Here is a 23,292-nt window from a genome sequence, read left to right on the forward strand (position 1 = left end):
TTCCCTTGGTACGGAATAGGAAACCCATTCTAACGCAGTAACGGTAACCGATGAAGCAGGTGGCCGACGAGCGGCCACCTGAAGAAAAAATCAAGCGCGGTTGATAATATCTTTTACGAATGCCACGATTTCGGCTTTCTTGCCATGTGAGAACAGGCATTCCTGGAAACGTGCGCCGCTGACGGCGGTTTTCACCAATTCCGGGTCGATAGCACGCAGCGTATCAAGATAGTTATCTTTGCTCACTGCACGCTTAACCTGGTTCAGAATACCAGCGTTGCGTACCTGAGGTTCCTTACGATCGACAGGGTAGCCTTCACCTCTACGGCCGGTAAATGCTTTCTCAAAGATGTAACGAATGTTCAGTTCTGCACCCCAGCCAAAACCTTTGGCGAACGGCAGAGCAAGCGCGTTACCGTTGTTGACTTGGGCGAACAGGAAGGCGTCCGCAGGCTCGATGCAGTAACCGCAAACCACACCTGGGTGGGCGTTCAGTGACATCATTGCGCCCTGGCCAGTGCCGCAACCGGTAACCACAAACTCAACCGCTTCTGCGTTCAGCAGGATGCTGGCCATGATCCCCAGGTGGATATAGGTCAGATGGTGATCTTTCTCGTCACTCATGCCGACGTTGAACACCGCATCATGATTGTCAGCCGCTACGGCCTGCAGTTGTTCGAGAACCAGCGCATTTTTACCCGCCTGGCTGTTTTCCATCATCAGTGCAATATTCATCGTTTCCTCTCTGCAAATAAAATCAATGCGTTATTTTTCAGACTTAGCGCGCCAACCAGCCGCCGTCTACCGCCAGGGTAAAGCCGTTAATGTAATCTGAAGCCGGTGAAGCCAGGAATACCGCCGGCCCCATCAGATCTTCTGGCAGGCCCCAACGCCCAGCAGGAATACGCTCAAGGATCGCTTCGCTGCGAGCCTGATCGTCGCGCAGTTGGCGGGTGTTGTTAGTTGCCATATAACCCGGTGCCAGGGCGTTCACGTTGATGCCATGGCTGGCCCATTCGTTAGCCAACAGACGAGTCACACCCATTACCGCGCTCTTCGACGCCGTATAGGAAGGCACACGAATACCACCTTGGTAAGACAGCATGGAAGCGATATTGATGATCTTGCCGCCCTTACCCTGAGCAATGAATTGACGCGCTACGGCCTGAGACATAAAGAAGACCGTTTTAATGTTCAGGTTCATCACATCATCCCAGTCTTTTTCGCTGAACTCCAGCGCGTCCTGACGGCGGATGATACCTGCGTTATTCACCAGAATATCGATATGGCCAAATTCAGCCACGGCACGTTCAACCAGGGAAGGCAGCACGTCCAGGTTGCTCAGGTCAGCTTTCAGGCTCAGAAAACGACGCCCAATTTCTGCAACTTTCGCGATGGTCTCCGTTGGCTCAACCACGTTGATGCCGACGATATCACAACCCGCCTGCGCCAGCCCAAGTGCCATGCCTTGACCCAGACCGGTGTCACAACCGGTCACGACAGCCACTTTACCCTGCAACGAGAAATTATCGAGAATCATGCTCTTTTCCTTAGTACTCAGGGCATCATCGGCCCTTATCAAAAAGTGGGGATAACAGTGCAATCCCGCCAGTATTCGCAGCTTGCTGCCGCACAGAGCGGGCGCTATTGCCCGTCCCTGTCATCATGATGCGGCAAGTCTAGCGCTTATCCCCATGGCAATCAATTAAATTGAAACGATGTTTTGATTTTTGTGAAAGGTATTTTTCATTTATTTGATGGCGATCGACATAATAGCAGTGAAGATTGTGGCTCCAATCTAAGCAACGGAGCCACAGAAACGCGGAAATTATTGGCCTGCCATAAAACGAGCCTGGTGCGCTGCTATTTGTTCTCTGCCAAGATAAAGGCGTTATTCCCAGCGATCTGGCCCACGACGGCGTCGGCATACTCCCCCGGCTTGGTACGCAGGGAGACATTGCCGCTGAACACGCCCTGTTTTTCCTTGGTGGTATAAGGGCCAGGACGGAAAATATAGTTAAACCGATGATTATCAATGGCGGTATTGTTGGTGAGCTGCAATGCCCCAGGATTAAAGTTGTCGGTAAATCCATCCATACCGTTTTCCATGGCAATACTGCCCGAAATCTGATGATCGACCGGTAACCCTTCGCCGCCCAGTTTGAAGCCATTGTTGACGTTGCGCAGCGCAACGCTGTTTTCAATAATCACTCGCCCGTTCGGGCCATCTTCAATCTTGTTGAACAGATCGAAACCGTCATCCACGTTATCGTGCGAGAAACAAGCCACCAGCCGGTTACCCTCGCCCACGCGCATTTTGACGGCAAAACCATCGGCATTGATCAAACCGGGATCTTTGTTGCCGTAGGATTCCGCATGGGAAATCAGATTATGGCTGGCCCACAGCGGCCGATCAGTATCAGCCGGAGAGGAGACAATGATGCCGGTATCATCGGCATGATGTGCCACCACCCGATCGATACGGTTATGGCTACCGGCAATTCTGAAACTCTTCTCGGTCACCGTAATTCCCTGGATGTCCCAATAACTGGCATCCAGATTCAGCCCATGCAGCACCACATTACGCCCCAATGGCCGCAGCTTTTTCAACTGCGCTGCGGTTCCGCTAGCGGAAGCGGGCAAGACGCTGTGCGGGTAATCCCCCTCCGCCAACCACAGCACGCCACCGGGAGCCAGCGCTTGCGCGGCCGTGATGAGATCGAGCGGATGCTGCTGGCTGCCATCGTTGCCAGCCTTACCCTGCGCAGCAACATACAGGTTACTGGCATCGGCATAGCCGACTTTGCGTACTTCCAGGTGGTTATCGAGGGTACTGTCGTTTTGCGTGGTGAAGCGGTAATCCAGCCGGGTTTCCGGTTTGGTCAACGGGATATTCAGCGCCAGCATTTCACCCGGCTTTACCGCGCGCTCACTGGCCACGACGATGCCGTCTTTGCTGACGGTCAGGGTGCCTTGCTCGTTGCTACGCAGTTGGAAAACATAATCATCCGTGGCAGCTATCGCTGCTGAGGCCACTTCGATTTGTGTCGCTGGCGCTTTGGCGACAAATTTCTCCGCCGCAGGTAGATTGCTCTGACTCAGCGTCAAGCTTGCCTGATTCACGGTGATACGCGCGTTACGCGAAGCAAAAAAGCCGACGTAATAGCCTTCAGGTTCCAGCACGCTGACACGATGCGCATCTCCGATCGTCTGGCTAGTCCAGTTATCGCTACCCTCTGGCGCATAGGCCGCGACAAAACCATCATCGGTGCGGGCCAAGCGTAAACGGAAACGAGGCGTTTTCTTGAGATCGATCTCCGGTTGGTAACCTGCACGTTTGATCTCAATACCGGCGTTACCCCAGGAATTGATCACACCGTTGCGCGAAATCAACATCATCTTCACCCGATGATGGTCTTTCTTATCCTGCGTCATGATGGCGTTCATCACCATGTTGGCCGCGGCCGGAAACTCCTCATATCCCGGCTGCACTTTTTCCAACCGGGGTTTGCCAAGAATATCGCGGATCAACAATCCCGCCCCTTCCTGCCCGGCAGGTAGCGCACCGGTTTCCGGGCCAAACTGATCGACCGTAATGTCCGCTTCCAGCAGCACATTGGCGCTGGCCGGGATACGCGTGTAATAGAACGTTAACCCATCGTGGCTGTTACCAATCTTTCCGCCACGGCTTTCAATGTGAAACGGCGTGTTCAATGGCCCGGCAGGTAATGGCTGGCCACTGGCCAACGTTACCTGATTGGTGCCCACCTTGCCCGGCAACACGTTGGTAGCAAAGTTGACATCGATTGACTGGCCAAAAGCGATCGCCTGCCATACCAATTCATTAGGAACGGGCAATGACGCGGCGCCACTGCTGTTGCAGATGCTGACCAGAGCAAGGCATAACGACAGAGGAACGTTCTTCATTTCCCTTTCCTTTTATTACCCTTCCTGCGCAAATGCAGGAAGGTTTCATCAATGAATCGTGGGAACATCAGGCCTGTGAGACGGCTTCACGCACGGTGGCTTTCACTTCAGGGACAATATTCATCTTCTGGCAGATCTCGCTGTTACCCCAGCATTGCTCATAGGGCAGGCCCACCAGCTTTTCGATCACCAGGCGCACTTCGGGTTGAATATCGCCCAGTTCTCCACCGGCCTTGATGCGCGCAACCTCGTCCAGCACCACACGATGGGTTTGGCGATTCAGCGTCATCTGCCCACTAAAGACGATGGCCACCAGCGCCAGCATGATCACGCCAGCAAAGAACACCCAGGAGATAGCCGTGATGGCAGTTTCCGGTTGAGTATGGGATTTCGACTGGAAGCCGTAGTAGCTGAGGATCGCCCCCATGGTGAAAACAATGATTGAGCGGACAATTTTGCCAGAGAAGGTCATGGCACCCGCGTAGATCCCTTCACGGCGGCCAGTAAACACTTCATCCACATCGGCCAGGAAGGTATATACCGTCCAGGGAATGTAATACACCCCGCCGGTTCCCAGGCCAAAGATCACCGTCACCCCGATGATGGCAGCGGTCGCATAATGTGCTGGCAGGTTGAAGAAGCGCAGCAACGAGTAACAGCAGACGGCAAAAATAACGATAGCGAGCGCCCAACTGTACGGTTTGCTGAAGCCTTTTTTCACGCACAGACCAATAAACAGCGCCGTGGAGAACAATTGCAGCATGGCGTTCAGGCTGTTCAGCCCGGCCAGAATCGCCGGATCGTATTGCAGCACGAAGATCACGAAATAGGTAAAGACAGAAGCAAACAGCCACTCGGCGCCAAAGCCGAACAGGTACATACCCAAATGCTTGCGGAACACCCGCAGATAGAAAGTGGATTGCATATCTCTGGCCAGAGAGATCAGCGTATTCAGCAGCGATTGTTTCTGCTTCACGATCGCCACCCCTTCATCTTTTCGCTCCCAAGAGAACAGATAAAGCACGCCAATAGCAATAAACAGAATCACACCGTAGGTGATACCGGTATAGAGGAAGGGCTGCGCCGATTCTTTACCGTAGATCAGGATGAATTGCCCAGGAATAAAGGCGGCCAGGAAGTTGGCCATTTTGCCGAAGATGGCTTTGTAGCCAGTCAGCTTGGAGCGCACGGCAAAATCATCGGTCATCTCGGTGGCTAATGTTTCATAAGGCACCATCACCGAAGTGTAAATCAGTTCAAAAATCACATAAGTCGCGAGGTAGTACCAGAAGCCGAAACCTTCGACCCACAGCAGAGGATAGAAAATCATCAGCGGTGCGCCAATCAACACGAAGAAACGACGCCGACCAAAACGCTTGCCGAGCCAGGTATTGCCGAAGTTATCGGTCAGGTAGCCCATCACCGGGTTACTGATCGCATCAATAACGCTGGCCACAGAAAAGATAAACGACGCTTCCAACAACGTCAGCCCACAAAATGTAGTGTAAAAATACAGTAACCAAGCTCCGCTGATTGCCAGAGCACCACTGCCCAACAGGTTGCCACCACCATATGCCAACTGGTGCCCCAGCGTGACCGCCCGACCTTCTCCCAAAGGCTTAATACTCGTTGCTCTCATCTACCGTCTCATTTCGCTACTAAAAATGAACTATTATTTCATTTTTTTAGGAATGATGTTTTATACTGGTCGAAGAGCGATATTGATGTGACAGAAATCACAGAAAAAAAGTAAGGGTAATCAACTGCGGCGTTTTTAAGCATGGGCAGTATCCGGCTACAGCCCCTTCTCTGAGCGATGTTGGTTTTCCCAACCGTAAAGTGGCTTACGCTGAATAGCGACACAGAATGCACAGTTATGCACCCGCAAACCATGATGCAAACAGGTATCTTGAGTAAAACTACGATGAGAGAAGCAATTTATGCGATGCCGGTCGCATAAATCACCCGTATGGGTTGGCCTGCTGCGTCACTTTGATATCATTTTTCTAATTTAATGAAACAACGTTTTAGTAATTAAGGAACTGTTCAGTCTCTGGCGGTTCATCAATCAGTTTAAGGGAGGCCATCGTGGCTAAAGGTTCAATCCTCGAATTCAATTTTCACCGTTCAACCGATGCGAGTACCGGCGCACAAATCACTCGCTTAACGCCGCCAGACGTACTGTGCCACCGGAATTACTTCTACCAGAAATGCTTCACCAATGACGGGCGCAAGCTGTTGTTCGCTGGGGAATTTGACGGTAACCGTAACTATTACCTGTTGGATCTGGAAAAACAGCAGGCAGTTCAACTGACCGAAGGCACAGGCGACAATACGTTCGGGGGTTTCTTATCGCCAGACGATCGTTTCCTCTACTACGTGAAAAATGAACGCGAGCTGCGCCGGGTTGAACTCAGCAACTGCCATGAGCAGACGGTTTATCAGGTGCCTGAAGAGTGGGTGGGTTACGGTACCTGGGTCGCCAACAGCGAATGCACCAGTCTGGTGGGCATCGAAATCGATCGCAACGACTGGGAACCGCTGACCGACTGGAAAATTTTCCACACCTTCTTCACCAAGAATCCGCGTTGCCGCCTGCTGCGTGTCGATCTCCATAGCGGCGACTCACGCGTGATCTATCAGGATAACGTCTGGCTGGGCCACCCGATTTATCGTCCTTACCACGATAACTGCGTTGCCTTCTGCCACGAAGGCCCGCACGATCTGGTGGATGCTCGTATGTGGCTGATCAATGAAGACGGCACCAATATGCGCAAGGTGAAAACCCACGCCGAAGGTGAAAGCTGCACCCACGAATTCTGGGTACCAGATGGTTCAGCATTGATGTACGTTTCCTATATGAAAGGCCAGCAGGATCGCAACATTTACCGTTTCGATCCAGAAAGCGGTGTGAATGAAATTGTGATGAGCATGCCAGCCTGTTCTCACCTGATGAGCAACCACGACGGTAGCATGCTGGTGGGTGACGGTTCTGCATCCCCGGTAGATATCAAGGATTCCGCGGGTTATACCATCGAGAACGATCCTTGGCTTTACGTGTTTGATGCCAAGAATAAGCGCCAGGCTCGTCTGGCGGCGCACAACAGTTCATGGCGCGTGTTGAAGGGCGATCGTCAGGTTACGCACCCGCATCCTTCCTTTACGCCAGACAACCGCCAAGTGCTGTTTACCTCAGATTTTGAAGGTGAACCCGCACTCTATCTGGCCAAATTGCCTGAAAATCTGTTTGCTTAATTACGGTTTATTACTGAGGAAAAGTCATGTTCATCTACAAACAAGAATGCGCGCTTGAGGACTTGGGGAACGGCATCACGCGGCGTATTCTCGCTCACGGCGGAACCATGATGGCAGTGGAAGTCAACTTCAGCAAAGATGCCGTCGGTACGTTGCATAGCCACCCGCACGAGCAGCTGACTTACGTGCTGTCTGGCCGCTTCAGTTTCACCATTGACGGTGTCACTAAAGAGGTGAGTGCCGGGGATACCCTGTACAAGAAACCTGACGTCGTGCACGGCTGCGTCTGCCTGGAAGCCGGAACGCTGCTGGATACCTTTACTCCACAGCGCGCAGACTTCCTGAGCTAAGCCTTTCCTTCAATCCCCGGCACGCAAGTTCCGGGGATTTCTGCTTCACACCCACAAATACCATTCAAATCGCCCACAACCCGCTCTTGTTAAGCGCTATTCTTTGATGAAAATCTGATATATCTTTGCCTGTAGTGCAGACCGCAGTAATGTACGTGCAATAACTTACAGATCACCTTGTCGTAGGATAAATTATGATTGACCTGTATTACGCGCCTACTCCTAATGGCCACAAAATTACTCTGTTCCTTGAGGAAGTTGGCCTACCCTACCGTATTCACCGCGTAAATATCAGTGCTGGCGATCAGTTCCAACCGGCGTTTCTGGCCATCTCTCCTAACAACAAAATCCCGGCCATCGTCGATCTGCAACCGCTTGACGGCGGTGCTCCTATCAGCCTGTTTGAATCAGGTGAAATCCTGCTTTATCTGGCAGAAAAAACCGGCAAACTGCTGAGTAAAGGGCTGCGAGATCGCGCAGCAACGCTGCAGTGGCTGTTCTGGCAGGTTGCCGGATTTGGGCCAATGCTCGGCCAAAACCATCACTTCAACCACTACGCCCCACAGCCGGTGCCTTACGCCATTGAGCGTTACCAACAAGAAACCAAGCGCCTGTATGGCGTGCTGGATGCCGAATTGCAAAAACATCCTTACCTGGGTGGAGACAATTACAGCATCGCCGACATCGCCACCTATCCCTGGGTCGTTTCTCACCCCCGACAGCGTATCGATCTGGCTGATTACCCGGCGGTACGTAATTGGTTCGAACGTATCAGCAACCGCCCAGCCACCAAGCGAGCCTACAAGCTGGCAGACCAGGCTTAACCAATTTACTGTGAGCCACCTCCCTGTGGCTCTCTTTAACCGCTTGGCTGCGTTATCATCTCTCTCGTTTCCGTGTATTCTGGACGCAAACATTCAGACCTCTGGAGAATCTCTGATGCCATCTCGCCAACCCGATGCCATTATCCGTATTAAAAACCTGCGGTTACGTACTTTCATCGGTATCAAGGAAGAAGAAATCAATAACCGTCAGGATATCCTGATCAACGTGACGATCCATTACCCAGCGGATAAAGCGCGTAACAGCGAAGACATTGACGATGCGCTGAACTACCGCACCATTACCAAGGCGATCATTCATCACATTGAAGGTAACCGCTTCGCTTTGCTGGAAAAATTAACTCAGGATGTGCTCGATATCGTGAAACAACATCCCTGGGTAACCTATGCTGAAGTAGAGATAGATAAATTGCTGGCTCTGCGTTACGCCGATTCGGTTTCTATGACCATGAGCTATCGTAGCGACATCGCATAATACTTATACCGCTCAGGGAGGCCGACCATGCGTATCCTGATTACCGGCGCGACAGGGCTGATTGGCAGCAGCCTGACTCGACAACTGCTGCACCTTTCACATGAGGTTACCGTGCTGTCACGTGATGTAAAACGTGCGCACGCCAAGTTTGGCGAGCAGGTCAACTATTGGCCTTCACTCAGCGATCGACACTCTCTGGACGGCTTTGATGCCGTCATCAATCTGGCGGGTGAGCCCATTGCTGACAAACGTTGGAGCCAAGCCCAGAAAAACCACCTGTGCCACAGCCGCTGGGAATTGACCGAAAAGCTGGCGGCGCTGATCAATGCCAGCGCCACACCGCCTGCGGTGCTGATATCAGGATCTGCCGTCGGCTATTACGGCGATCAGGGCCAGGCGGTGGTGACCGAAGATGAAACCCCGCACGATGAGTTTACCCATCAGCTCTGCCAGCGTTGGGAAGCATTGGCGCTGCGGGCGCAAAGTAGCACGACCCGTGTCTGCCTGCTACGTACCGGTGTGGTGCTGGCTCCCAAGGGTGGCGCGCTGGCCAAAATGCTCCCGCCTTTCCGTATGGGCCTTGGCGGGCCGATCGGTAATGGTCGCCAGTATCTGCCATGGATCCATATCGACGATATGGTTAACGGCATCATCTACCTGCTGGATCACAGCAACCTGCGCGGCCCGTTCAATATGGTTGCGCCCTATCCGGTACATAATGAACAGTTCACCGCCACCTTGGCCAAGGTATTAGATCGCCCGGCGTTTTTACGCGCACCGGCATTCGCTATGCGGCTGCTAATGGGAGAGGCGGCGGTGCTGGTGCTGGGCGGCCAACGCGCGGTGCCCAGAAGGTTGGAAGAAGCGGGTTTCAGCTTCCGCTTTTTTGAGCTGGAACAGGCGCTGGATGATGTGATCAACCAGCAGGCCTAAAGTAATATGCGGTGCCCTTACTTAAGGGCACCCGAGAGGAACTGCTGCAAACGCGGGCTTTTCGGGTTACCGAAAACCTCGGCTGGTGGCCCCTGTTCTTCGATTAACCCCTGATGCAGGAAGATCACGTGGTTCGATACGTGGCGCGCAAACTCCATCTCATGCGTTACCACCACCATGGTTTTGCCCTCTTCTGCCAGCTTTTGCATGATACGCAGCACTTCGCCCACCAATTCCGGATCCAGCGCTGAGGTTGGTTCATCAAACAACAACACTTCCGGCTCCATCGCCAATGCGCGCGCAATCGACACACGCTGCTGCTGGCCACCGGAAAGGTGCACCGGATATTTGCCCCGCGCACGCTCGTCAATACCGACCTTATCCAGATAACGTACCGCACGCTCGCGCGCCTCTGCCTTGCTCAAACCCAAGACCTGCACCGGCGCTTCCATAACGTTTTCCAGCACCGTCATGTGGCTCCACAGGTTGAAATGCTGGAAGACCATGGTCAGGCGGGTACGCAGCAATTGCAGTTGTTTCTTATCGAACACCTTCAACTGACCGTCTTTGTCGCGCACCATGCGGATATCTTCATTATTCAGGCTGATCGAACCTTCACTCGGTTTCTCGAGGAAGTTAATACAGCGCAGGAAGGTGCTTTTACCTGAACCGGAAGAACCGATAATGCTGATCACGTCGCCCGCATTCGCTGCCAGGGAAACGCCTTTCAGCACTTCATGGTCGCCATAACGCTTGTGCAGTTCGGTGACGGCTAATTTATTTTCAGACATGGTGTTATTCCCGTCATTCATCGATGAGTTACGTGTGCCATCCAACGTTTCTCTGCCTTACGGAACAGGCTGATCAACGTATAGGAGATAATCAGATACAACACCGCTGCAATGCCGAACGCATAGAACGGCTGATAAGTTGCCGCATTAATATCACGGGCAATCTTCAGCAGGTCCGGTACGGTGGCGGTAAAGGCCAGCGCCGTCGAATGCAGCATCAGAATGACTTCGTTGCTGTACGCCGGTAATGCGGTGCGCAGCGCCGAAGGCAAAATAATGCAGCGATACATTTTAAAACGCGAAAAACCATAGGCATTGGCCGCTTCAATTTCCCCATGCGGCACAGAACGAATGGCTCCGGCGAAGATCTCGGTGGTATACGCGCAGGTATTGAGCGTCAACGCCAGAATGGTGCAATTCAGCCCGCTGCGGAAAAACGCATTCAGGAATTCGGTGCCGCGCACAATTTCCAGGCTGTACATACCGGAGTAAAACACCAGCAACTGCACATACAGCGGGGTGCCACGGAAAATATAGGTATAAAACCACACCGGAAGGCGCAGCCAGGGAAGAGAAGAAACCCGCGCCACCGCCATCGGGATCGCCAGCAATCCGCCCATCACCACCGATGAAATCAGCAGCCATAACGTAACCGCGACCCCGGTAAAACGATAGCCGTCACTCCACAACAGCGACTGCCAATACTGATGCAAAATATCGATCATAATTCGGCCCTTTTGACGCCCAATGAATAACGCCGTTCAAGCCACAGCAACACGCCGTTGGAAACGGTAGTGAAAACCAGATATACCATCCCGGCAACCAAGGCATAGAAGAAAGGCTGATAGGTGCCTTTGCCCGCCAACTGGGTTGCTTTTACCAGATCGTTCAAGCCAAGAATCGACACCAGCGCCGTGGCCTTCAGGATAACCTGCCAGTTATTGCCAATGCCGGGTAATGCGAAACGCATCATCGCCGGGAACAGGATACGGCGGAAAATCTGGCTGCTGGATAAACCAAAAGCCGTTGCCGCCTCAACCTGGCCGCGAGGCACTGCCATATAGGCACCACGGAAGGTCTCGGTGAAATAAGCGCCATAGATAAAGCCCAGGGTGATGATCCCCGCGCTCAACGGATCGATATCAATCTGCGAGAAACCGACTAATTCAGTGAGGCTGTTCAGAGCAATCTGCAGGCCGTAGAAGATCAGCAGCATCAACACCAGATCCGGCACACCGCGGATCAGGGTGGTATAAGCGCCGAATATCGTTGAGATAATGCGATTTTGTGAAAGTTTACCACCGGCGCCGATCAAACCAATCACCACCGCCAGCAAAACAGAACTGAGGGCCAACTCCAGCGTCACCAGAGCACCCTCGAATATCAATTGGGAATAGCCTTGCAGCATCTACTTCATCCTGTCGTTATTTGATCCCGAACACTGCATGAGGCTTGAACGGGCCCGGCAAGCCGGACCCGCAGCCAGCATGATACGGGACGGGAATTAACCGCCGTAAACGTCAAAATCGAAGTATTTTTTCGCGAACTTATCGTAAGTGCCGTCTTTGCGCATTTCAGCCAGCGCTTTATCCAGCGCAGCTTTCAGCTCGGTTTCATCCTTGCGTAACCCCATACCGGTACCCACGCCGAAGAATTTATCGTCTTTCACCGATTCACCGGCAAAAGCGTAATTCTTGCCTGGAGGTTGTTTCAGGAAGCCATCGCTACCCGCCACTTCATCCTGGAATGCCGCATCAATACGCCCGGATGCCAAATCGGCATACACCAGATCCTGGTTCTGGTAAGGCACTACCGTGACCCCTTTTGGCTGCCACAGGGCATTGGCGTAAGCTTCCTGCGTGGTACCTTGCAGCACGCCGACGCTCTTGCCTTTCAGGGATTCAACATTTGGCAGCAGCGTTGAACCTTTTGGGGCGATCAGGCGGGAGTTGGCCGCAAACAGTTTGTCGGTAAAGGCGATTTCCTGCTGGCGTTTTTCGGTAATGGATAAAGAAGAGATGATGGCGTCAATTTTCTTCGCCTTGAGAGAAGGGATCAGCGCATCAAAATCGCTTTCCACAAAAGTACATTGGGTATTTATACGTTTGCATAACTCTTTAGCCAGATCGATATCAAAACCTACCAACTCCCCTTGAGCGTTTTTAGACTCAAACGGCGCATAGGTTGGATCGGTGCCCACTTTCAGCGTTGACGGTATAGCCGCAAATGCACTGCCGATCGCGCTTAAAGCCAAGACTAAAGGAAGAATCAAAACCCGCTTTTTCATAAATTACCCTCAAATTGATTTTTTTGATGCCGCTACAGGCTTTAGACTGCGTTCCACCAAAATCAATTTGCAGTAATCGTGCCACATTGGTTGTTACAAGACGGAGGGAACGACTCCGACCTGTTGAAAACTGTTTCCTGGGACGATAACCGCAAAAATTGATCGGCCAGCACAGGCCGCGCCATGCGTAACCCGCAAAAAACCTAACCCTGAAACAGTGAGCGTGGTGAAGCAGGATCATTATGGTGCATACTTCGCACTAAATCAGTGCTTGGTTGCACAAATGTATTAAATTAGATGCTAGCTTGTTAATTCACACCCTGCCAACGCGTAAATAAATCCTGCGGCAACTCGATGTCAAACTGATCGACCACGCGGTTAACCGTCTGATCGATAATATCCTCAACGCTCTGCGGGTGATGGTAAAAAGCAGGCACCGGCGGCATGATCACCGCGCCCATCTCCGCCGCCTGCGTCATCAGGCGCAAATGCCCAAGATGCAGCGGTGTTTCACGCACGCACAGCACCAAAGGCCGACGTTCTTTCAGCACCACATCGGCGGCTCGCGTCAGTAAACCATCGCTATAGCTATTGACAATACCGGATAAGGTTTTGATTGAGCAAGGTAAAATTACCATTCCCAGCGTTTTGAAGGAACCAGAAGAGATAGTGGCGGCAATATCGCGCACGTCATGCACCACATCGGCCAATGCCTGCACATCACGCAGGTTCAGCGAGGTTTCCAGAGCCAATGTCTGCCGCGCTGCATGACTCATCACTAAGTGGGTTTCCACATCTTCGACGCCACGTAATACCTGTAGCAAACGTACGCCGTAGATTGCGCCGCTGGCGCCGGAAATACCGATAATGAGTCTTTTCATGAAATGGGCCTCTGCGGGGATATCTGGTTAGAATAGTCGAATCAGCGCAGACTTTGCAGCAAGCTTTATCGATAAGCAAGCCGGGGGGAAGAAAGGTGTGCACCGCGGCGGACGCCACGGTGCACCTTTTTGGCGAGGAGCTCTTTTGGCAGAACCAAAATGCAACCTAGCCTTCGTTATGCATTTCCAGGTTTTCCGCTTCCGCCTGCCCGCGTAATGCTTTGGCATCATCATTACGCAGCGTTTCAAGATATTCCAGATAGCTCTGGTCAACGTCTTTGGTCACGTAAATGCCATTGAACACTGAGCATTCAAACTGGGTAATATCCGGATTCTCTTCACGCACGGCTTCGATCAGATCGTTCAGATCCTGGAAGATCAGGCCATCGGCACCGATGAGTTGACGGATTTCGTCCACTTCACGCCCGTGGGCGATCAGCTCGGTGGCACTCGGCATGTCGATACCGTAAACGTTCGGGAAACGGATTTCTGGCGCGGCAGAAGCCAGATAAACGCGTTTTGCCCCGGCATCGCGCGCCATTTCCACAATCTGCTCAGAGGTGGTGCCACGAACGATGGAGTCATCCACCAACAGCACATTCTTGTCACGGAACTCGGCACGGTTGGCATTCAGCTTACGGCGTACTGATTTGCGGCGAGCCTGCTGGCCCGGCATGATAAAAGTGCGGCCAACGTAGCGGTTCTTCACAAAGCCCTGGCGATAGGGTTTATCCAGAATACGCGCGATTTGCAGCGCGATATCGCAAGAGGTTTCCGGGATCGGGATCACCACGTCGATATCCAGGTCTTCCCATTCGCGGGCAATCTTTTCGCCCAGCTTCTGCCCCATGCGCACGCGGGCGCTGTAGACCGAAATTTTGTCCATAAAGGAGTCAGGACGGGCAAAATAGACGTATTCGAACAGGCACGGATTGTTCTTTGGATTCTCGGCGCACTGACGAGTAAACAACTGGCCTTTTTCGGTGATGTACACCGCTTCACCCGGCGCAACGTCACGCAGGAACTCAAAGCCCAGCGTATCCAGCGCGACGCTCTCGGATGCCACCATGTATTCACAGCGGCCATCCTCCAGTTCACGCTTGCCGATCACCAACGGACGGATACCGTTCGGATCGCGGAACGCAACCAGGCCGTGGCCGATAATCATCGCCACGCAGGCGTAAGCACCGCGCAGTTGCTGATGCATCGCCGCCACCGCGGTGAAAATGTTATCTGACTCCAGCGGATAATGTTGGAAACGGTCAAGCTCGGTAGCCAGCACGTTCAGCAGGATCTCGGAATCGGAGGTCGTATTGACATGACGGCGGCCACTTTCAAACAGCTTCTGGCGCAGTTCATGGGCGTTGGTCAGATTGCCGTTGTGAGCCAGAGTCAGGCCAAACGGCGAGTTGACATAAAAAGGTTGCGCCTCTGAAGCACTGGAGCTGCCTGCCGTCGGATAACGCACGTGGCCGATCCCCATATTGCCCTGCAAACGCTGCATGTGGCGTGCTTCAAACACATCCTTCACCAGGCCGTTTGCCTTACGCAGACGGAACCCGTTATGGTCATCAATGGTGACGATGCCTGCGGCATCCTGCCCACGGTGCTGAAGCACCATCAACGCATCATAAATCGACTGGTTTACCGGCATGAAACCGGCGATACCGACAATACCGCACATGTTGTCTTTTCCTCTAAGCCGCTACCGCCCCGGTAAGTGAGACGGTAAGAAACTCGACGTGCTCTGCAGATAGTCAAAAAACCATCTGATGATATAGCTGAACTGGGGGATAAGCTGTGACTGTTTCCAGTCCGCACTTTGCGACAGGGTGGTAAAGGTATCCAGGAAAAACAGTATCGCCGCCACGATCAGTACGCCGCGCAGTGCGCCGAAGCACACGCCCAACACCCGATCGGTGCCCGATAATCCGGTTTTTTCTACCAGTGAACCAATCACATAGTTAACGATAGCGCCTACAATCAGCGTCGCGATAAACAAAATGGCAATCGCGATGCCGTTCCGTACCAGTTCATCTTCAAAACGAGTGAAATAGGCTGCAAGGTAAGGGTAGAAATGGCTGGCAACAAAGAACGCACATCCCCATGTCACCAGTGACAAGGCTTCACGCACAAACCCTCGGATCAGGCTCACCAGAGCCGAAAATCCAATCAACGCTAAAATGACGTAATCAATCCAGACCATGACCATTCCAATAATGAATCGCCCCTTGCATCCCCTTTATCCTTCAGGCTGCATCAGCGTTAACTGCCCTGATACCGCTCGAATGTTATCGGGTATGACCAATTCGCGGCGAATTCTAACAGAAAAAGAAAACGTTTGCGTAGGGGATTTCCCGCCACGTAACAAATAAAAAACGGCGATAAAAAATTTCTTAATCGCCGCGCCTACATAGGTTGTTTCGTCGCTGAAAGGCACAGTTTTACTGATGTTTCTCCAGCCCCATCTCCCCGAAGAAGAGTGAGCTGGAGCAACTCAGCGTGCGCTGTAAGCCTTTACCTGCCCGCTCAAGCCACTGATGCCATTCAGTGCAGGCAGTGACGCTTGCAGCTTCTGCTTCGATGCATCCGGGCCGACGAAGATCCGGGTAATCTCCCCCTGTACCGGCGTTGAAGGCACGGTATAGGCTCGGTAGCCAGACAAACGCAGCGATGCGACGATCTCGTTAACCTTGGCGGCATTTTTCAGCGCCCCCAATTGCACCACATAAGCCTGCCCTACCGGCGCTTTTTCCTCAGCCGCTGGTTTTGGTTCTGGCTTAGTCTCCGGCTTCACTTCCGGCTTAGGTTCAACCTTCGGCGGTGTTACCGGTTTTGGCTTCACTTCCAACGGTTTGGTTTCTACCGGCTTGGGCTGTTGTACCGGTTTGGTTTCGATCGGCGGTGGTGCCACCAACACGGGCTGCTGCTGTTCCTGCTGCTGTCCCCGTTGATTCGCCGCCTGCCGGGTTGCTGCTTCGGTCGCGGCCTGCTGCTCGACCAGCGCTCCCGCACCTTCCGGCGGCTGGGCTGGCAACGGCTGATTCACCGGCGGTATCACGTCGGTTTCGTGCGCATCACCCGGTTTCGGCACCAGAGGAATGGCCGCAAATTCATCCTCATAATGTCTCTTTTTTCCGTCCAGCAACCCCGGCAGGATAATGACCCCCAGGGCAACCAGAATCACAGTGCCAACCAGTCGGTTCTGAAATTTACTTGCCACTCACACTCCCCGCCTCTCGTCTAGCGCCGCCATCACATGGGCAACGGTGTGGAACGATCCACAGACGATCACAATGTCTTGAATATCTGCATCCTGCATTGCCTGACGCCATGCCGTTTGGACGTCGGCAAACTGCTGCGGTTCCGTTAAATACTGCGCCAACAGCTCAACGCTGGCACCGCGTGGGCCTTCCAACGGGGCGCAGTACCAGGCATCCACCTGTCCGCTCAGGCAAGCCAGCGTACCGGCGATGTCTTTATCTGACAGCATGCCCACCACAGCCCGCACCTTGCCACCATTACGCGGTAATTTTGCCAGTTGCCCGGCCAGATAGCCCGCCGCATGCGGGTTATGCGCAACATCCAGGATCAGCAGCGGGTCCCGCTGCACAATCTGGAAGCGCCCCGGCAATGCTGCCTGCTGCAACCCGGCAAAAATTGCTTTCTCATCTATCTCAAGCGCAGCATAGTGCAGCGCCGCCAACGCGGTGGCCGCATTCGCCAGCGGCACGTTCGGCATTGGCAAGTTGGTCAACCGGGTGCCACACCCTTCCCATTGCCAACGTTCACCCTGCTCGCTGAAGTTCCAGGCATCGCCACGGCGAAACAGTGAAGCGCCCAAACTCTCAGCCACCTGCTGAATGCTGTGTGGCATATCCGGTTCGCCGACGATCGCCGGTTTGCCGCTGCGGAAAATCCCCGCTTTCTCACGGCCAATACTCTCGCGGTCGTTACCCAGCCAATCGGTGTGATCCAAAGCAATACTGGTCACCACCGCCACGTCCGGATTAACAATATTGGTGGCATCCAAGCGCCCGCCCAATCCGACCTCCAGGATCACCACGTCAAGCTTAGCCTGTTTGAACAGTTGCAACGCCGACAGCGTGCCGAATTCGAAGTACGTCAGGGAAGTTTCACCGCGCCCGGCTTCGATGGCCGACAATGAACGGCTGTGCTCCGCTTCGCTCAGCTCCTCACCCTGAACGCGTACCCGTTCGGTGTAACGCACCAGGTGCGGCGAACTGTAGACACCGACGCGCAACCCGGCGGCCAGCAGAATGGCTTCCAGCGTGCGGCAGGTGGTGCCTTTGCCGTTGGTACCGGCAACGGTGAAGACCGTGGGAGCAGGAGTGAGTAAATCAAGATGTGCCGCAACGCGCTGCACGCGCTCCAGGCCGAGTTCGATCGCCTGGCTGTGCAAGCGTTCCAGATAATAAAGCCACGAGCTCAATGGCGACGTGGCTTGGGGAATTGAGTGGTTTTGCATGGATTCCATCGCTTCATATACCCGTAAGGCGACGCTTTGCGTTTTCAACCGCGCTTAGCCACAACATAGCGATTGAAATACCGCACCGGTCAGTTACCGGTGCGGCCGCTCCTTTGCGGATCAGGCATCAGCCTGATTTTCTTGTGCGGCAACCGGGGCTGCATCATCAAACTGCGGCTGCGGTTGGTTGGTCAGCTTGGAAAGAATGCTTGCCAATGTCTGACGCATCACCGGACGGCGCACGATCATGTCAATCGCACCCTTTTCGATCAGGAACTCACTGCGCTGGAAGCCCGGCGGCAGTTTTTCACGCACGGTCTGCTCGATCACGCGTGGGCCGGCAAAGCCAATCAGCGCTTTCGGTTCGGCGATATTGATATCGCCCAGCATTGCCAGACTGGCGGAAACACCGCCCATGGTCGGATCGGTCAGTACAGAGATGTACGGCAGACCGCGCTCCTGCAATTTAGCCAACGCCGCGCTGGTTTTCGCCATCTGCATCAGCGACATCAGCGCTTCCTGCATACGCGCACCACCGCTGGCGGAGAAGCAGACCAGCGGGCAATTATCTTCCAGCGCCTGCTCAACCGCACGCACAAAGCGCGCACCAACCACGGAAGACATCGAACCACCGATAAAGGCGAATTCGAAAGAGGCCGCAACGATCGGCATGCCGTACAGCGTGCCTTTCATCACCACCAGCGCGTCTTTCTCGCCGGTCGCTTTCTGTGCGGCCACCAAGCGGTCTTTATACTTTTTGGAATCCTTGAACTTCAGAACGTCTTTCGGCTCCAGTTCGCTGCCCAGTTCCACTTCACTGCCTTCGTCCAGCAGGGTATGCAAACGCATACGCGCCGACATACGCATGTGGTGATCGCACTTAGGGCAGACTTCAAGATTACGCTCCAGCTCGGCACGATAGAGAACCTGGCCGCAGCTATCGCATTTGGTCCAAACCCCTTCGGGAATGCTCACCTTACGGGTTTGTGTAATATTGCTCTTGTTAAGAATTCGTTCAATCCAGCTCATCGATGACCTTTCTGTTTGAACCTGGCAGACGCCAGTCCGCTGTTCATGCTGTAACAATCCCCCCGAAAACAGACCTAATGAAAAAGCCCCCGAACCAAGCACGACCTGCGCGCTGCCGAGGCACTGATTTCAAGGTTGTTCGCAGGAACAGACCATAAATGTCGCTCATTAAACCATATCGGCCCGGTCCTGTGGATAAAAAACTGGTCGAACCGATAGGTTAAGCGCTGTTTTTACTGTTTTTGCTGGCGGGCAGCCGCGCGTTTGTGGCGCCAAATCTCAATAATGCCCGGCAGAATTGAAACAAAGATGATCCCAACGATCAACAATTTCAAGTTTTCCTGCACGATCGGCAAGTCGCCAAAAAGGTAACCAGCATAAGTGAACAGCAACACCCAAATTAGCGCACCAATCACGTTATACGCAGCGAAGTGACGATAGGACATATGCCCCATCCCGGCGACGAACGGCGCAAATGTCCGTACGATCGGCACAAATCGCGCCAGAATAATGGTTTTACCCCCATGCTTCTCATAAAACTGATGGGTTTTATCCAGATAGCTACGGCGGAAAATCTTTGAATCCGGGTTGCTGAACAACTTCTCGCCAAACAACCGGCCAATCGTATAGTTGACCGCATCACCGATCACTGCCGCGATCACCATCAAAACAACCATGGTGTGCACGTTGAGATCGTTAGACGGCAGTGCTGCCAGCGCACCGGCGACAAACAGCAGAGAATCTCCCGGCAGGAACGGCGTCACCACCAGCCCGGTTTCACAGAACAGGATCAGGAACAGAATGGCGTACACCCACATGCCATATTGCGCCACCAACTCTGCCAAATGCACGTCAATATGCAAAATGAAATCAATGATAAATTTGATGATGTCCATAAATTCTCTCGTCTAACCGAGTGTCTCTCCCACCCAGCGCTTGCACCAGTGAACAACGCATTAATCTGCCATCAGGCGGCTTAATCGTCAGCTAAAAACAGCGGCCCCATCGGTGGCCGGGGTAAAGCAAACTGCTCAGGATAATCGACAGCGACCAGATACAACCCCTCTGCCCGCGCCGTTGCGGCCGCCAGATTGCGGTCCTTCAACGCCAGCAGTTCAGCCATCCAGTTTTCATCCTGATTGCCGCAGCCAATTTCCATCAGGCTGCCGACGATATTGCGCACCATATGATGCACAAACGCATTGGCCTTGATATCGACCACCAGATATTCGCCGTAGCGCGTCACTTTAACCTGCTTTACGTTGCGCCACGGAGTACGCGACTGGCACTGCACGGCGCGGAAAGAAGTGAAATCGTTCTCCCCTAACAGCGCCTGTGCCGCACGATGCATACGATCGGCATCCAGCGGGTGATAAAAATGCGTCACCCCCTGCTGCAATACCGCCGGGCGATAACGATGGTTAAAGATGATGTAACGATAACGGCGGGCGGTGGCGCTAAAGCGTGCATGGAAATCACTGCTGACTTCCTTTACCCAACGCACTGCAATATCCGGCGGCAGGTGGCTGTTAACACCCATCGTCCAGGCGGCATCCTTGCGGCGCGCAGCGGTCTCAAAATGCACCACCTGGCCGGTGGCATGCACCCCGGCGTCGGTACGCCCGGCGCAGAACACGCCGATCGGCGCATCCGCGACCTTGCTCAGCGCTTTTTCCAGGCAAGCCTGAACGCTGGTGACTTCCTGCTGACGTTGCCAGCCATAGTAACGGCTGCCGTCATACTCAATCCCCAACGCAATTTTCAGCATTGGAGGGGTTGGTAACTCCACTTCAGACATCAGTACATCTGCTCCTGCAACAGGCGTTCAGCGGTTTCGATCGCCATCAGCGCACCGCCAAAGCGCACGTTGTCGGCCACCGACCAGAACTGCAGTATTTCAGGGATGCCATAATCATTGCGCAGGCAACCGATGCACAGCACATCGCTGCCGGAGGCTTCCGTCACCTGGGTCGGATAATCGTCTTCTTCGCTCAGTTGAATATCTTCGGCCTGCTCCAGTTCGTGGCGTGCCTCTTCTGCGGCGATCGGGCGCAACGCTTCCAAGTGCACCACCTGCGCGTGGCCGTAGAATACCGGCGACTGGACGCAGCTTACCGAGATCGGCAACCCTTCGTCCTGTAGCACTTTGCGCACCTGATCGACGATCAGGCGCTCTTCACGCACGCTGCCCTGCTCATCGGCCATCAAAGGCAAAATATTGAACGCCAGTTGCTTGGCAAACACGCCCGGTTCGGCAGGAATACCGTTCAGCAAACGTGCGCTTTGGCCTGCCAGATCGTCCACCGCCACTTTGCCGCGTGCCGAAGCCGACATTAGCGTGGTGACGTGCAAACGAGAAAGCCCGGCCTGTTCAGTTAATGGTTTAATCGCCGTCAGCAGTTGGCTCACCATGCTGTCGGCCACCGCCACGATATTGCGGTTGCGGTAATCCGCCAGCACCTGCGGATTAACGCCGGGCACCACCAGTGGCACATCCGGTTCCAGAGCAAACAGGCCGCTGGTATCAATCACCAGGCAGCCCATATTGCCCGCTTCCTCCGCATAGCGAGCGGCCGCTTCCGTCCCGGCGACGAAAAACGCCAACTGCGCCTGGGACCAGTCAAATTCCTCGGCGTTTTCCACCAACAGGGATTTACCATTAAAACGCACCGTCGCACCCGCGCTGCGTTCACTGGCTAAAGGATAGAGCTCACCCACCGGGAACTGGCGTTCCTGTAACAATTCCAGCAACGCTTCACCTACTGCGCCCGTCGCGCCAAGCAGAGCGATATTCCAGCCGTCAGACATTGGGTCATCTCCAGAGTATTTCATTTGCAAGCGGGCGGTGAAACCACCGCCCGGATAAAAGAGGTTAATCCCATTTGCTTAAGGCAACCTTATTGAACGCCAAAACCCAGCTTGTGCAGCAGTTCTGCACTGGCGCTGTCATCACACAGCACCCGCAGCGAAGACCATTCGCGGCGTTCCTGATAATGCTTGCGCAGACGATCAAACTCACCCGGCAGTCCAGCCACTTTCCGCAGCGGCGCATCATCGCGGCGCACATCATACACCAAGTGCATCAATCGTTTTAACTTGCCTTCATCCAGCGGCCCGTTGAGGCGGACTTCGCTGAATTCCGGCACCGGCAGCAGCGAAGCGAGCGCGATCTGCTGTGGTTGCCCCAGGTGTTGAGCGAAGGCTTCAAACACTTGGGTGGTACCGCGCGCTTTGCCCTCCAGCGTATAACCGGCGATATGGGCGGTGCCAATATCCACCCAATCGAGCAGCGGCAGAGAAAGCTCCGGCTCCGGCTCCCACACATCCAGCACCGTGCTGAGCCGTTTGCCCTGTTCCAGCACCTTGAGCAAGGCGGCGTTATGCACCACCGCACCACGGCAGGCGTTGATCAGAATACGGTCATCCGGCAAGGCGTCGAGCAGATCCGCGTTAGCCAAGTGCAGCGACTTATACGGGCCGGACTTGTTGAGTGGGGTATGGAAAGTCAGCACATCGGCCTCAGCCACCAGCTTTTCCAATGGCCAGAATTCACCCGCATCACCGCGATCGGCACGCGGCGGATCGCACAGCAGAGTACGCACCCCCAGCGCTTTCAGGCGGGCATCCAGGCGGGAACCCACATTGCCCACACCGACGATGCCGACAGTTTTATCGCGCAGATAAAAACCATCCCGTTCGGCCAACAACATCAGGGCAGAAAAGACATATTCGACCACCGCAATGGCGTTACAACCGGGTGCCGCCGAGAAACCAATACCGGCCTGTTGCAACCACGCTTCATCAACGTGGTCAGTGCCTGCGGTGGCGGTACCGACAAAACCGATACCGGTGCCCGCCAGCAGTTCCTGGTTCACCTTGGTCACCGAACGCACCATCAGCGCGTCGGCATCGGCCAGCGCATTACGCGGAATTGGGCGGCCAGGCACGGCCAGCGCTTCACCTAAGCGGCCAAACAGTTCCACCGCATAGGGCATATTTTCATCAACTAAAATCTTCACGTTATTCTCCGACG

Annotated in this window: 23 protein-coding genes; 5 read left to right on the top strand and 18 right to left on the bottom strand. The window is 53.9% G+C overall.

From position 1 onward, the window contains the following. Positions 1-90: 90 nt before the first annotated feature. The 4 genes from AC2A1E_RS09105 to AC2A1E_RS09120 form a co-directional block, all read right to left on the bottom strand. Positions 91-735, bottom strand: coding sequence for an RpiB/LacA/LacB family sugar-phosphate isomerase (locus tag AC2A1E_RS09105; RefSeq protein ID WP_484383471.1), 645 nt, complete (start codon positions 733-735; stop codon positions 91-93). A 43-nt stretch (positions 736-778) separates the two neighbouring features. Beyond that, complete coding sequence (kduD, locus tag AC2A1E_RS09110; RefSeq protein ID WP_473187818.1) at positions 779-1,540, bottom strand: 2-dehydro-3-deoxy-D-gluconate 5-dehydrogenase KduD; 762 nt, start codon at positions 1,538-1,540, stop codon at positions 779-781. A gap of 323 nt (positions 1,541-1,863) precedes the next feature. Beyond that, positions 1,864-3,927, bottom strand: coding sequence for a right-handed parallel beta-helix repeat-containing protein (locus AC2A1E_RS09115; protein WP_484383472.1), 2,064 nt, complete (start codon positions 3,925-3,927; stop codon positions 1,864-1,866). Positions 3,928-3,994: 67 nt separating this feature from the next. Next, entirely contained in the window at positions 3,995-5,566 is a 1,572-nt protein-coding gene (locus AC2A1E_RS09120; protein WP_484383473.1) for an MFS transporter, read from the bottom strand. Between the two features lie 449 nt (positions 5,567-6,015). Between AC2A1E_RS09120 and AC2A1E_RS09125 the strand changes: the two genes are divergently transcribed. The 5 genes from AC2A1E_RS09125 (at position 6,016) to AC2A1E_RS09145 (ending at position 9,782) form a co-directional block, all read left to right on the top strand. After that, positions 6,016-7,182 carry an oligogalacturonate lyase family protein gene (locus AC2A1E_RS09125; RefSeq protein WP_473187821.1) on the top strand — a complete coding sequence of 389 codons (1,167 nt, stop codon included), beginning with the start codon at positions 6,016-6,018 and terminating at the stop codon, positions 7,180-7,182. A 26-nt stretch (positions 7,183-7,208) separates the two neighbouring features. Then, positions 7,209-7,532 carry a cupin domain-containing protein gene (locus AC2A1E_RS09130; RefSeq protein ID WP_459401992.1) on the top strand — a complete coding sequence of 108 codons (324 nt, stop codon included), beginning with the start codon at positions 7,209-7,211 and terminating at the stop codon, positions 7,530-7,532. 194 nt (positions 7,533-7,726) lie between these two features. Continuing rightward, positions 7,727-8,356: a GSH-dependent disulfide bond oxidoreductase gene (gene yfcG / locus AC2A1E_RS09135; protein WP_484383474.1), complete on the top strand. Its 630-nt coding sequence runs from the start codon at positions 7,727-7,729 to the stop codon at positions 8,354-8,356. A 115-nt stretch (positions 8,357-8,471) separates the two neighbouring features. Then, the gene (gene folX / locus AC2A1E_RS09140) at positions 8,472-8,849 is read left to right on the top strand and encodes a dihydroneopterin triphosphate 2'-epimerase (protein WP_459401990.1); all 378 of its coding nucleotides are present in this window, start codon (positions 8,472-8,474) and stop codon (positions 8,847-8,849) included. A 27-nt stretch (positions 8,850-8,876) separates the two neighbouring features. Continuing rightward, complete coding sequence (locus AC2A1E_RS09145) at positions 8,877-9,782, top strand: TIGR01777 family oxidoreductase (protein WP_484383475.1); 906 nt, start codon at positions 8,877-8,879, stop codon at positions 9,780-9,782. Between the two features lie 17 nt (positions 9,783-9,799). On the opposite strand, the gene hisP is transcribed toward AC2A1E_RS09145, so the two are convergent. The 14 genes from hisP to AC2A1E_RS09215 all read right to left on the bottom strand — a co-directional run bounded on the left by hisP (position 9,800) and on the right by AC2A1E_RS09215 (position 23,278). Then, complete coding sequence (hisP, locus tag AC2A1E_RS09150; protein ID WP_459401988.1) at positions 9,800-10,573, bottom strand: histidine ABC transporter ATP-binding protein HisP; 774 nt, start codon at positions 10,571-10,573, stop codon at positions 9,800-9,802. 17 nt (positions 10,574-10,590) lie between these two features. After that, positions 10,591-11,298 carry an ABC transporter permease gene (locus AC2A1E_RS09155; RefSeq protein WP_459401987.1) on the bottom strand — a complete coding sequence of 236 codons (708 nt, stop codon included), beginning with the start codon at positions 11,296-11,298 and terminating at the stop codon, positions 10,591-10,593. Then, positions 11,295-11,981: a histidine ABC transporter permease HisQ gene (locus AC2A1E_RS09160; protein ID WP_459401986.1), complete on the bottom strand. Its 687-nt coding sequence runs from the start codon at positions 11,979-11,981 to the stop codon at positions 11,295-11,297. The genes AC2A1E_RS09155 and AC2A1E_RS09160 overlap by 4 nt, the downstream gene beginning before the upstream one ends. 96 nt (positions 11,982-12,077) lie before the next feature. Then, a complete protein-coding gene (gene hisJ / locus AC2A1E_RS09165) occupies positions 12,078-12,860 on the bottom strand; it encodes a histidine ABC transporter substrate-binding protein HisJ (RefSeq protein ID WP_473187827.1) in 783 nt (260 codons plus the stop codon). A 308-nt stretch (positions 12,861-13,168) separates the two neighbouring features. Continuing rightward, positions 13,169-13,741, bottom strand: coding sequence for a UbiX family flavin prenyltransferase (locus tag AC2A1E_RS09170; protein ID WP_484383476.1), 573 nt, complete (start codon positions 13,739-13,741; stop codon positions 13,169-13,171). Positions 13,742-13,907: 166 nt separating this feature from the next. Next, a complete protein-coding gene (gene purF / locus AC2A1E_RS09175) occupies positions 13,908-15,425 on the bottom strand; it encodes an amidophosphoribosyltransferase (RefSeq protein WP_484383477.1) in 1,518 nt (505 codons plus the stop codon). 21 nt (positions 15,426-15,446) lie between these two features. Beyond that, complete coding sequence (cvpA, locus tag AC2A1E_RS09180) at positions 15,447-15,947, bottom strand: colicin V production protein (protein ID WP_459401982.1); 501 nt, start codon at positions 15,945-15,947, stop codon at positions 15,447-15,449. Positions 15,948-16,238: 291 nt separating this feature from the next. After that, a complete protein-coding gene (gene dedD, locus AC2A1E_RS09185; RefSeq protein ID WP_484383478.1) occupies positions 16,239-16,964 on the bottom strand; it encodes a cell division protein DedD in 726 nt (241 codons plus the stop codon). After that, positions 16,965-18,230, bottom strand: coding sequence for a bifunctional tetrahydrofolate synthase/dihydrofolate synthase (gene folC / locus AC2A1E_RS09190; RefSeq protein WP_484383479.1), 1,266 nt, complete (start codon positions 18,228-18,230; stop codon positions 16,965-16,967). 120 nt (positions 18,231-18,350) lie between these two features. Continuing rightward, positions 18,351-19,259, bottom strand: a complete 909-nt coding sequence (accD, locus tag AC2A1E_RS09195) for an acetyl-CoA carboxylase, carboxyltransferase subunit beta (RefSeq protein WP_484383480.1) — start codon at positions 19,257-19,259, stop codon at positions 18,351-18,353. Positions 19,260-19,492: 233 nt separating this feature from the next. Next, positions 19,493-20,155 carry a DedA family protein gene (locus AC2A1E_RS09200; RefSeq protein ID WP_484383481.1) on the bottom strand — a complete coding sequence of 221 codons (663 nt, stop codon included), beginning with the start codon at positions 20,153-20,155 and terminating at the stop codon, positions 19,493-19,495. 80 nt (positions 20,156-20,235) lie between these two features. Continuing rightward, on the bottom strand, positions 20,236-21,057 hold the full coding sequence (gene truA, locus AC2A1E_RS09205; RefSeq protein WP_459401977.1) for a tRNA pseudouridine(38-40) synthase TruA: 822 nt from the start codon (positions 21,055-21,057) through the stop codon (positions 20,236-20,238). After that, on the bottom strand, positions 21,057-22,067 hold the full coding sequence (locus tag AC2A1E_RS09210; protein ID WP_484383482.1) for an aspartate-semialdehyde dehydrogenase: 1,011 nt from the start codon (positions 22,065-22,067) through the stop codon (positions 21,057-21,059). Before AC2A1E_RS09210 ends, truA begins: the two co-directional genes overlap by 1 nt. Before the next feature lie 89 nt (positions 22,068-22,156). Beyond that, complete coding sequence (locus AC2A1E_RS09215; RefSeq protein WP_484383483.1) at positions 22,157-23,278, bottom strand: DUF3410 domain-containing protein; 1,122 nt, start codon at positions 23,276-23,278, stop codon at positions 22,157-22,159. Between the last annotated feature and the right edge of the window lie 14 nt (positions 23,279-23,292).

The sequence above is a fragment of the Serratia sp. HNCC26DJ206 genome, assembly GCF_057180605.1.